This window comes from Bradyrhizobium sp. SSBR45G (assembly GCF_030159255.1).
Taxonomy (GTDB): domain Bacteria; phylum Pseudomonadota; class Alphaproteobacteria; order Rhizobiales; family Xanthobacteraceae; genus Bradyrhizobium.
In genome coordinates, this window is record NZ_BSCT01000014.1 from 150799 (window position 1) to 161238 (window position 10440).

A 10440-nucleotide genomic window follows, 5' to 3' on the forward strand; every position below is an offset into this window, starting at 1 on the left:
ATCGGCCGCGTGGATGACACCGCAGTTGCCGCGAACCGTATCGGTCCAAAACGCCCCGATCACTCCCCCGCCTGCACGCGCCCCGTCATCGGAAACAAATCCGGTGTCGGGCCGCCGGCCGGCGCAATCCGCGGCGAGTCCACCGGCGCGTCCTGCTTGCTGAAATCGAGCTCCTCGATGCGGGCGGCGCGCTTTTCGATTTTGTCGGCGGAGATGAGGATCTGCCGGATGTCCTCGCCGACGTCGCCAAAATGCTTCTGCAGCTTGAGCACGCGCTCGCGCAGGCGGCCGAGATCGTCGCCGAGATGGATCACTTCGTTGCGGATCTGGTCGGCGGCGTCGCGGATGCGGGCATCCTTCATGATCTGCTGCATGACCTGGATCGCCAGCATCAGGAGCGACGGTGACACCAGCACCACGCGGGCGCGATAGGCCTTCTGGATCACGTCGTCGAAGCCGTCGTGGATCTCGGCATAGACCGATTCCGACGGCACGAACATCAGCGCGGTGTCCTGCGTCTCGCCGACGACCAGATACTTCTCGGCGATGTCGTTGACGTGGCGCAGCACGTCGGAGCGCAGGCGTTGCGCGGCGGCGCGTTTCTCTTCGTCCGTTTCCGCATCATGCAGCGCAGTCACGGCCTCCAACGGAAACTTGGCGTCGATGCACAGCGGCCGCGTGTCGGGCAGGAACACGACGCAGTCGGGCCGCTTGCCGCTGGCGAGCGTGTACTGGAATGCGTAGCTGCCCTTCGGCAGCCCGTCCTGCACGATCGCCTCCATCCGCGCCTGGCCGAACGCGCCGCGCGACTGCTTGTTGGCGAGCACGTCGCGCAAGGTGGTCACCTGCGTCGTCAGCTCGCTGAGATCGCGATGGGCGCTATCGATGATGCCGAGCCGCTCGTGCAGCACACGCAGGGAATCCATGGTGTGGCGCGTGCTCTGCTCCATCGATTGGCCGACGCGATGGGTGACGGCATCGAGCCGCTCGTTGACGCTGCGGGCGAGATCCACCTGGCGCCCGGCGAGCAGCTGCGCCATCGCATCGACCCGGCCGGAGGCCTCGCTCTGGACGCGGATCATTTCGCCGAACCGTTGTTCGAGCTCGCCGGCGCGCATCGCCTGGACGGCGGCGAGCTCGGCGCCGCGCCGGCCGGAGCGGGCCACCGCTGCGGCGATCATGACGAGCAGCAGCAGCACCAGCACGCCGAATCCGATCAATGCGTCGCTGGCGCGGATCGGAAGGTCGCCGATCATGACGATGATGGGATTGAGGGACTGGCTGGCGGTCATCGCCCTCGTCTATCCGATTCGTGCAAGCGCGCGAACGAAGAGAGAACATTTATGGTTAATGGCGAGTAAAGAAACGTGGTTAACGAGACGTTGAAATTCATGGTCAACGAATCCTTAACGGCAAGCCATCACATTGACCGCGCCGGTTCCGCGGCTTAAATCGCGCGCCATGTCCTTAAGAGAAATCATCATCCTGCCGGACAAGCAGCTGCGGCTGGTGTCCAGGCCTGTCGAGAAGGTTACGCCGGAGATCCGGCAGCTGGTCGACGACATGTTCCAGACCATGTACGACGCGCCCGGCATCGGGCTCGCGGCGATCCAGGTCGCGCAGCCGCTGCGCGTCATCACCATGGATCTGGCCAAGCCCGATGCGAACGGGGAAGGCAAGCGCGAGCCGCGCGTCTTCATCAATCCCGAGGTCATCGCCAGGTCCGACGAGCTGTCGGTCTATGAGGAAGGCTGTCTGTCGATCCCCGAATATTATGAGGAGGTCGAACGGCCGGCGCGGGTGCGCGTGCGCTTCACCGATCTCGACGGGGTGGTCCGCGAGGAGGATGCCGAGGGGCTCTACGCCACCTGCATCCAGCATGAGATCGACCATCTCAACGGCGTCCTCTTCATCGACTATCTGTCGAAGCTGAAGCGCGACCGCGTGATGAAGAAGTTCACCAAGGCCGCCAAGCGCGCGGGCGAGTAGTCGACGAACTCTTTCCTCCGTCATGCCCGGGCTTGACCCGGGCATCCACGTCCTGCCTCTCGCGCTGGCATTGAGACGTGGATGGCCGGGACAAGCCCGGCGATGACGCGGAGGGTTGAGGCTTTGCAGGTCTCCGAACAGATGCCGCTTCGCCTGATCTTCATGGGCACGCCGGATTTCGCCGTGCCGACCCTGCTCGAGCTCGCCGGCCACGGCCACGAGATCGCGGCCGTATACACGCGAGCGCCGAAACCCGGCGGCCGGCGGGGCCTTGCGCTGCAGCCGACGCCGATCGAGACCGAGGCGCGCCGGCTCGGCATCCCTGTCTTCACGCCGAAGACGCTGAAGACCGAGGAGGCGCTGGCCGAGTTCCGCGCCCATCAGGCGGATGCCGCCGTCGTCGTCGCCTACGGCATGATCCTGCCGCAGGCGATTCTCGATACGCCCAAGCTCGGCTGCTACAATCTCCACGCCTCGCTGCTGCCGCGCTGGCGCGGTGCCGCGCCGATCAACCGCGCCATCATGGCCGGCGACGCCGAGAGCGGCGTCATGGTGATGAAGATGGATGTCGGGCTCGACACCGGCGACGTGGCCATGGCCGAGCGTCTCGCCATCACCGATGCGATGACGGCGTCCGATCTCCACGACCGGCTGTCGCGGATCGGCGCCGATCTGATGGTGCGCGCGATGGCGGCACTGGAGCGCGGCGCGCTGACGCTGTCCAGGCAGGCCGAGGACGGCGTCACCTACGCCGCCAAGATCGACAAGGCGGAGGCGCGGATCGACTGGACGAAGCCGGCGCACGCCGTGCTGCGCCACATTCATGGACTGTCGCCATTTCCTGGCGCCTGGAGCGAGGTCAGCATGGATGGCGAGGCGGTACGGCTGAAGATCCTGCGCTGTGAGCTGGCCGGTGGCAGAGGCGTGCCCGGCACTGTTCTGGACGAGCAGCTCACCATCGCCTGCGGCGGCGGCGCCATCCGCATCACCGAGCTGCAGCGCGCCGGCAAGGCGCCGATGAAGGCCACGGATTTCCTGCGCGGGACGCGGGTCGCTCCGGATCTGCGCTTCGGGTAGGCCCGACCGTGTCCTTTCGCGCCGCTGTCATACCCTGCGAAAGCGGGGTATCCAGGACGCCGAGACGATCATTGTCGAACCGCGAAGCCGGCGAAGTTTGGGTCGCCGCATTCGCGGGCGATGACACCATCGAGTCAGATGCCCCGCTACAAGCTCATCATCGAATATGACGGCGCGCCGTTCTGCGGCTGGCAGCTGCAGGAGACACTGCCGTCCGTGCAGGGCGCGCTGGAGGCGGCGGTGCAGGCCACCTGCGGCGTGCCGACCCGGGTGCATGGCTCGGGGCGCACCGATGCCGGCGTCCATGCCACCGGCCAGGTCGCGCATTGCGATATCGCCAAGGAGTTCCGGCCCGACAAGCTGCGCGACGCGCTCAACGCGCATCTGCGGCCCAATCCGGTCGCGGTGCTCGACACCGAGATCGTGCCCGACAGCTTCGAAGCGCGGTTCTCGGCGCGCAAGCGGCACTATCGCTACCGCATCGTCAACCGCCGCTCCAATCTGGCGCTCGAACTCGGCCGCGTCTGGCGCGTGCCGCAGCGGCTGGATTCCGACGCGATGCATGCCGCCGCGCAGCGGCTGATCGGCAAGCATGATTTCACGACGTTCCGCGACACAGAATGTCAGGCGAAGTCGCCGGAGAAGACGCTCGATCAGCTCGATGTCGTCAGGGATGGCGATGCGGTGACCATCCTCACGTCGGCGCGGTCCTATCTGCATAGTCAGGTCCGCTCGATGGTCGGCTCATTGGTTTGGGTCGGGCAGGGACGCTGGGATGCAGACGATCTCGCCACGGCTCTTGCTGCACGCAATCGTGCCGCTTGTGGAGTCGTCGCGCCGCCGGACGGACTCTATCTGGTCAGAGTCGACTACTGACATCTGCGGCACGACGCATCGGATCGTGCAACTCATCCGCGATATTTCCGCGTCACTCTCGTGTGCATCAAATGCACCTCGCTTAACTTATAATTGAGTGGTCGGCGGTATTTTTGAGACTTCCGTGGTCCTCACGTCAGTGAAGTCTCATCATGCGCATTCGCCAAGTCTTCCTGCTCTCGCTCATGCTCGGAGCCGCGATCGGCTTCATCGCGACCTTGCTGTTCGCCTGGCAACAACTGGCTTCGCTCCAGACGGCGCGTGCAGTGGCAGCCGACACGCAGCTGCTTGGCGCCATGGTGCGTCTTCCGGAAAAGTTGAACCTGGAACGCGCCTGGATCAACCCGCGACTGAACTCGGCCAACGTCGCCACGACCGATGAGCTCGCAGCGTTGCAGAACTACACGCGCGGCTCCGACGAGGCACTGGCAAAGGCGCGCAGTCTCGCACAATTGCGCGAGGATCTCGCTGCGCTCGACGCGATCGAGCAGCGGCTGCGGTCGCTGCGCTCTGCGGCGCTCGACGCCGTCGTGCAGCCGAAGCAGGCGCGGCCGGAAACCGTGGTCCGGGACTACGTGCCGCAAATGTTCGGGGTTCAGGAGACCACCGGCACTCATATCGACGTCGTCCGTCGCCGCATCAATGCCGCCAACCCGGCGGTCGGCCAGGCTGCCCGTCTCGCCGTGCTGGGCTGGGATCTGCGCGACTGGGCCGGACGGGCGACGACGACGCTGGTCCGCTATATTGCCACCCGTCAGCCGATGGTCGGCGAGCCGGCCGAGACGATGGCGACGTTCAAGGGGCGGCTCGACCGGATCTGGTCCGCTGTGAAGGTCGCGGCAACCGAAATCGATCAGAGGCCGATCTATGCCGCGCTCGCGGATGTCGAGAGCGGCTATTGGGCGCGCGGCGGCGAACTCTATACGTCGCAGGTGGTGCCGAACCGCGGCAAGGTGCTCGATCTCGACCCCGATCAATTCCTGCGCATGATCTTCCCGACCCTCGACACCATCCAGCCGCTGCGCGACGCCGCGGTCACCGAAGCATTGCGCCAAAGCGAGGTCGCCATCGCCGATTCGCAGTTCCGCTTCGTGCTGGCCGTCGTGCTGTTGCTGGTCAACGCGGTCGCTGCCGCGCTCGGCACCTGGTACTTCAATGCCCGCGTGATCAAGCCGCTCTCCAACCTGACCGCTCTCATCCGTCGCATCGCCGATGGAGCGCGAGATGTCGACGTCACCTACCGCGACCGGACCGACGAGATCGGCACGCTCGCCAATGCGATCGGCGTCTTGAAGGACAAGTCGGCCGATGCGGACCGGCTGGCGCTCGAGGGCGCCGAGACCGAGGCGCGGCGCGAAGCACGCCGGCAGAAGATCGAGGCTTTGACCAGCCGTTTCGGTGAGCTCATCGACACGCTGTGCGGCCGGCTCAGCGATGCCGCCAGCGGCCTCAAGCATTCCGCCGAGGCGCTCGACGGCTCGGCCAATGCCACCGCGGCGCGTGCCACGGCCGTGGCCGAGGCGGCTGCGCACGCGACCTCCGGCGTCAACACCGTCGCGGCAGCCTCCGAGGAGCTGGACACGTCGATGAAGGAGATCACCCGGCAAATCGCGGAAGCCGCCTCGGAGTCGTCCAACGCCACCACGCAGGCGATCGACACCACCGACAAGGTCCGCACGCTCGCGGGCAGCGCCACCCGCATCGGCGATGTCGTCCAGCTCATTCGCGCGATCGCCTCGCAGACCAATCTGCTCGCGCTGAACGCCACCATCGAATCGGCGCGCGCCGGCGAGGCCGGCAAGGGCTTCGCTGTCGTCGCTGCGGAGGTGAAGAACCTGGCATCGCAGACCAGCAAGGCCACCGAGGAGATCGAGAGCCAGATCGCGGCGATCCAGAGCGAGACCGGCAGCACCGTTGCGGCGATCGAGAAGATCGCTGCCGTCGTCAACAGCATCAGCGGAGTCACCAGCTCCGTGGCGGCTGCGGTCAGCCAGCAGAGCGCCACGACACGGGAGATGGCGCGCAGCGTGCAGCAGACCGCGACCGGCACCCGCGAGGTGTCCTCGTCGATTTCGCTGGTCAGCGCGGCCGCCGACGACACCCGCGGCTCGGCCCGCTCGCTGCTCGATTCGGCGGCCAGCCTCGCCGGTCAGGCCACCGACCTGCGCCGCGAGGTCGATCAGTTCCTCGCGGAGGTGAAGGCCGCCTGAGCCAGCGCAGACCTACCGAGGTGAAAGATCCGTCGAGCAGTCTCGACGGATCTTCGCCTAGGCTGCGGCGACGACTTCGATCTCGAGCAGCCAGGCGCTGTCGAAGATGCCAGCGATGATCACGGTCAGCGCCGGCGAAAGATCGTGAAGAACTTCGTTGCGGATGTCACGGTTCTCGCCGCTGTATCGCCGGTCGGACAGGAAGGTGGTGACCTTGACGACATTGGCGAGGGTCATGTCCACCGTCCGAAGCTGTGCTTCGACGTTGCTCCAGACCAGACGGGCCTGTGAGGCGAAGTCAGTTGGCACCACACCGTCCACCGACTGCGGAGTCTGGCCGCTGACGAATGCCCAACGCACCGGGTTGGAAATCTCGCAAACCTGGGCGTAACCGCCGGCAGGTTGCGGCGCGTCGGTCGCGTTCGCGGATCGTTTGTCCATGTCGACCCTCTGGCAGATGATCTACCCGAAATACCGGTCGAGAATGCCGCGATAGATCTTCGTCAAGGTCGCGATGTCGGCAATGGAGGCGCGCTCGTCGATCTGGTGCATGGTCTGGCCGACCAGGCCGAACTCGATCACCGGGCAGTAGCTCGAAATGAATCGCGCGTCTGACGTGCCGCCGGTGGTGGAGAGCTCCGGCTTGCGCCCGGTCACGCTCTCGATCGCAGCAACAGCCAGATCTGTGAACGGCCCGGGCTTGGTCAGGAACACGTTGGAGTTCGACGGCAGCCAGTCGATGCGGGCGCGGATGCGGTTGCCGCAGGCGACTCTGAGCCGCTCCTCGACCAGCGCGCGCAGCGACTCCTGCGTATGGCAGTCATTGTAGCGGATGTTGAACTTCGCCCGCGCGACGCCCGGGATGACGTTGGTGGCGGTGTTGCCGACATCGACGGTGGTGAATTCGAGATTCGACGGCTGGAACTGCGCGCTGCCATGATCGAGCGGCTCGTCTGACAGCGCAACGATCAGGCGCGAGATGTCCGGCACCGGATTGGCGGCGCGGTGGGGATAGGCGACATGGCCCTGCTTGCCCTCGACGACCAGGGTGCCGGACTGCGAGCCGCGGCGGCCGATCTTGATGCAGTCGCCCATGACTTCCTGATTCGACGGCTCGCCCAGCACGCAATGATCGAACCGTTCGCCGCGTTCGGCCGCCCACTGCAGCAGCTTGATCGTGCCATTGATCGAGATGTCTTCCTCGTCACCGGTGATCAGGAATGAGATCGAGCCCTTGCCGTCCGCACGGGGCTTGCCGTCATGGCTGCGCAGATAGTCGAGCACGGCCGCAACGCTGCAGGCGATGCCGCCCTTCATGTCGACCGCGCCGCGGCCATGGATGTAGCCGTCCTTCACCTCGCCCGAGAACGCGCCGACGCTCCACGCGGCTTCGTCGCCGGGCGGCACCACGTCGGTATGGCCGGCGAAGGTGATGTGCGGCCCCTCGGTCCCGATGCGGGCGTAGAGGTTGTCGATATCAGCGGTGCCTTCTTCCGAGAAGGTGACGCGATGGGTCGTGAAGCCCGCTTGTTTCAGCAGGGCCTCGAGCACGCCGAGCGCCCCGGCATCGGCCGGAGTGACGGAGGGACAGCGGATCAGGTCGCGGGTGATCGTGAGGGCATCGGTCATGCCCTTCGCTTAACATGCTATTTTGGCGGCGGGCTAGTGCCGCCGATTGCCGCTTCCGCCAGGGGCGGGCTTGCGACGTGCGGGGTGAGCTCCAGCTCCTTGTGCTGGTCCCAGGCGGCAGGCGGCGTTGTCGGCGGCCGGGAGCGTTCGCCGGATCGGACCTCCGGCAACGGGCTGGACCCGAAGCGGTTGGTCGAGGGACTGCCGGCAAGACAGTACAATTCGACGAAGCCCCACAGCGAGAGCAGGGTCGCGGCGCCGCCGACGATCATAGGCAGGGTCGTGCCGGGCATGCGGTCCGCGTATTGGTTGAACAGCCCGGGAACGACGAAGAGCGGCGCCATCCACCAGCCGCTCTTGTTGCGGTCATGCAGCCGCTTGATGGCGGCGGCGGCAAACACCCAGACGAACAAGGGGGTGAGGATGAGGTGGAAGACGACGGGGACGATATCGTCGCGGGTCAGGCCGCGAAAGGTGTCGGGGTCGAGGACCGCGAAGATGTCAGCGATGTTGAAGCTGGCGGCTGCCGGTCCGCCCAGCAGCTTGCGGGCCCCGGCCGACAGCGCTGCGGCAAAGGCCATCCAGCACAGGATCACCAGCAGCGACAGCCAGAGCTTGGCGCGGTTGATGCGGCCGTGGAAGCGGAACAGAAACCAGGTCCAGTCCATGGACGTCCTCCGGACCGATGGCTTGGCCGGTCCGGAGATTCGTTGCCGCGGCAGCCGCCGCGGTTCAATCAGTCGCGCAGCAGCTCGTTGATCGAGGTCTTGGAGCGGGTGCGCTCATCGACGCGCTTGACGATGACGGCGCAGGCGGTCGACGGGCCGATCTGGCCGTTCTTCATGGGCTTGCCCGGCAGCGCGCCCGGCACCACCACCGCATACTCCGGCACCTCGCCGACGAAGGTCTCGCCGGTCTCGCGGTCGATGACCTTGGTCGAGGCGCCCAGGAACACGCCCATCGCCAGCACCGCGCCCTTGCGCACGACCACGCCCTCGGCGACCTCCGAGCGTGCGCCGATGAAGCAGTCATCCTCGACGATCACGGGGCCGGCCTGCAGCGGCTCCAGCACGCCGCCGATGCCGACGCCGCCGGAGATGTGGACACGCTTGCCGATCTGGGCGCAGGAGCCGACCGTCGACCAGGTGTCGATCATGGTCGCCTCGTCGACATAGGCGCCGAGATTGACGAAGGACGGCATCAGCACGACGTTCTTGGCGATGAAGGCCGAGCGGCGCACGATCGCGCCGGGCACGGCGCGGAAGCCGGCCTCGCGAAAACGGTTCTCGCCCCAGCCCTCGAACTTCGACGGCACCTTGTCCCACCATGAGGCCTGACCGGGCCCGCCGGGGATCACGCTCATGTCGTTGAGGCGGAACGACAGCAGCACGGCCTTCTTGAGCCACTGGTTGACGCTCCACTTGCCGTCCGAGCCGCGCTCGGCGACCCGCGCCTCGCCCTTGTCGAGCAGCTCCAGCGCGCTCTCCACGGCGTCGCGAACCTCGCCCTTGGTCGTCGTCGAGATGCCGTCACGGGCATCGAAGGCGCTGTTGATGGTGGATTCCAGGGCGGACAGTGACATCGGTCGATCCTCGCTTGGTCCCGGGCGGGTCGCCTGGGGTCGGTGATGTACGAGCATGATGGGCAGGCGCGCTTTTTCCGGGTTTGGGGCAGGGGAGTCAAGGCACCCCCAACCGTCGTCCCGGACAAGCGGAGCGCCACGCCGTCCGTTTACGCGAAGGCTCTCTCGCGCGAGCGGGTCAAGCCCGGGACGACACCGAATTTGGCGGACCGCCGTCGCGACTCATGAGCAGCCAGCCGGTCGCGTGACCGGGATGACGTCGAGGGTTACGCGGCGACCAATCGCTGCAAAAACCCAGTCAGATCATCCGTGACATGGTCGACATGCGGATCCTCGCGGCCGGACAGCTCCCAGTCCTCGCGCACCACCTCCTTGGTCCCGTCAGGCACCACCAGCACCGTGGTCATGCCGAGGTCGTGCGGGACGACGAGGTTGCGGGCGAGGTCCTCGAACATGGCGGCGCGCGTCGGATCGACGGTGTGGAGCTTGAGGAATTTGTCGTAGGTCTCGCGCGCCGGCTTCGGCGTCAATTCGGCGGCGACGATGTCGAACACGCCGTCGAAATGGCCGGCAATGCCGAGCCGGGCCAGCACCGCGTCGACATGGTCGACGGAGCCGTTGGTCAGGATCAGCTTGCGTCCGGGCAGCTGCTCGATCGCCGCGCCCATCGCCGGGTTCGGCTCCAGCGGCGAATGGTCGATCTTGTGCACGTAGGCCAGGAAGTCGTCGGCATGCACGCCATGCTCGGTCATCATCCCGCGCATCGTGGTGCCGTAGCGGCGGTAGTAGTCCTTCTGGACCCGCCGCGCCTCCTGGGCATCCACCTTCAGCCAGTTGGAGACGAACTCGCCGATCCTGGTGTCGACCTGCTGCCACAGATTGACGTGATGCGGATACAGCGTGTTGTCGAGATCGAACACCCAGGTGTCGACGTGGTCGAAGCTGCGGCGATTTTTCGTCATGTCTGCCTCGGTCGGTCTTGCCTGGTCGGCGCGGCATATTCCGCTGTCGTCCCGGCGAAAGCCCATAGGCGCTAAGATAGTTTTAGCATCATTTGATAGCGACGTTTTCTTCTCG

10 protein-coding genes are annotated in these 10440 nt (G+C 66.1%); 4 read left to right on the forward strand and 6 right to left on the reverse strand.

The annotated features are described in order from the left end of the window. Positions 1-59: 59 nt before the first annotated feature. On the reverse strand, positions 60-1292 hold the full coding sequence (locus QQL87_RS18290; protein WP_284421407.1) for a DNA recombination protein RmuC: 1233 nt from the start codon (positions 1290-1292) through the stop codon (positions 60-62). 169 nt (positions 1293-1461) lie between these two features. Between QQL87_RS18290 and def the strand changes: the two genes are divergently transcribed. The 4 genes from def (at position 1462) to QQL87_RS18310 (ending at position 6152) form a co-directional block, all read left to right on the forward strand. Continuing rightward, positions 1462-1989 (forward strand): peptide deformylase, encoded by a 528-nt coding sequence (gene def, locus QQL87_RS18295; RefSeq protein ID WP_284421406.1) that lies wholly within the window; start codon positions 1462-1464, stop codon positions 1987-1989. 141 nt (positions 1990-2130) lie between these two features. Beyond that, positions 2131-3066, forward strand: coding sequence for a methionyl-tRNA formyltransferase (gene fmt / locus QQL87_RS18300; protein ID WP_284421540.1), 936 nt, complete (start codon positions 2131-2133; stop codon positions 3064-3066). 138 nt (positions 3067-3204) lie between these two features. Further along, positions 3205-3942, forward strand: a complete 738-nt coding sequence (truA, locus tag QQL87_RS18305; RefSeq protein ID WP_284421404.1) for a tRNA pseudouridine(38-40) synthase TruA — start codon at positions 3205-3207, stop codon at positions 3940-3942. A 152-nt stretch (positions 3943-4094) separates the two neighbouring features. Further along, entirely contained in the window at positions 4095-6152 is a 2058-nt protein-coding gene (locus QQL87_RS18310) for a methyl-accepting chemotaxis protein (RefSeq protein ID WP_284421403.1), read from the forward strand. A 57-nt stretch (positions 6153-6209) separates the two neighbouring features. On the opposite strand, the gene QQL87_RS18315 is transcribed toward QQL87_RS18310, so the two are convergent. From QQL87_RS18315 to QQL87_RS18335, 5 genes are all read right to left on the reverse strand, one after another. Continuing rightward, positions 6210-6593, reverse strand: a complete 384-nt coding sequence (locus QQL87_RS18315) for a RidA family protein (RefSeq protein WP_284421402.1) — start codon at positions 6591-6593, stop codon at positions 6210-6212. A gap of 21 nt (positions 6594-6614) precedes the next feature. Next, the gene (dapE, locus tag QQL87_RS18320; protein WP_284421401.1) at positions 6615-7781 is read right to left on the reverse strand and encodes a succinyl-diaminopimelate desuccinylase; all 1167 of its coding nucleotides are present in this window, start codon (positions 7779-7781) and stop codon (positions 6615-6617) included. Between the two features lie 17 nt (positions 7782-7798). Beyond that, positions 7799-8449 (reverse strand): DUF805 domain-containing protein, encoded by a 651-nt coding sequence (locus QQL87_RS18325; protein WP_284421399.1) that lies wholly within the window; start codon positions 8447-8449, stop codon positions 7799-7801. A gap of 68 nt (positions 8450-8517) precedes the next feature. Then, complete coding sequence (dapD, locus tag QQL87_RS18330; protein WP_284421397.1) at positions 8518-9363, reverse strand: 2,3,4,5-tetrahydropyridine-2,6-dicarboxylate N-succinyltransferase; 846 nt, start codon at positions 9361-9363, stop codon at positions 8518-8520. Positions 9364-9629: 266 nt separating this feature from the next. Further along, complete coding sequence (locus tag QQL87_RS18335; RefSeq protein WP_284421396.1) at positions 9630-10325, reverse strand: pyrimidine 5'-nucleotidase; 696 nt, start codon at positions 10323-10325, stop codon at positions 9630-9632. Positions 10326-10440 lie beyond the last annotated feature (115 nt).

Bases quoted from the DNA above. Each gene is read 5' to 3' on its own strand.
- QQL87_RS18335 (WP_284421396.1), bottom strand. From the start codon at position 10,325: ATGACGAAAAATCGCCGCAGCTTCGACCACGTCGACACCTGGGTGTTC.
- QQL87_RS18325 (WP_284421399.1), bottom strand. From the start codon at position 8,449: ATGGACTGGACCTGGTTTCTGTTCCGCTTCCACGGCCGCATCAACCGC.
- QQL87_RS18310 (WP_284421403.1), top strand. From the start codon at position 4,095: ATGCGCATTCGCCAAGTCTTCCTGCTCTCGCTCATGCTCGGAGCCGCG.
- QQL87_RS18315 (WP_284421402.1), bottom strand. From the start codon at position 6,593: ATGGACAAACGATCCGCGAACGCGACCGACGCGCCGCAACCTGCCGGC.
- def (WP_284421406.1), top strand. From the start codon at position 1,462: ATGTCCTTAAGAGAAATCATCATCCTGCCGGACAAGCAGCTGCGGCTG.
- dapE (WP_284421401.1), bottom strand. From the start codon at position 7,781: ATGACCGATGCCCTCACGATCACCCGCGACCTGATCCGCTGTCCCTCC.
- dapD (WP_284421397.1), bottom strand. From the start codon at position 9,363: ATGTCACTGTCCGCCCTGGAATCCACCATCAACAGCGCCTTCGATGCC.
- truA (WP_284421404.1), top strand. From the start codon at position 3,205: ATGCCCCGCTACAAGCTCATCATCGAATATGACGGCGCGCCGTTCTGC.
- QQL87_RS18290 (WP_284421407.1), bottom strand. From the start codon at position 1,292: ATGACCGCCAGCCAGTCCCTCAATCCCATCATCGTCATGATCGGCGAC.
- fmt (WP_284421540.1), top strand. From the start codon at position 2,131: ATGCCGCTTCGCCTGATCTTCATGGGCACGCCGGATTTCGCCGTGCCG.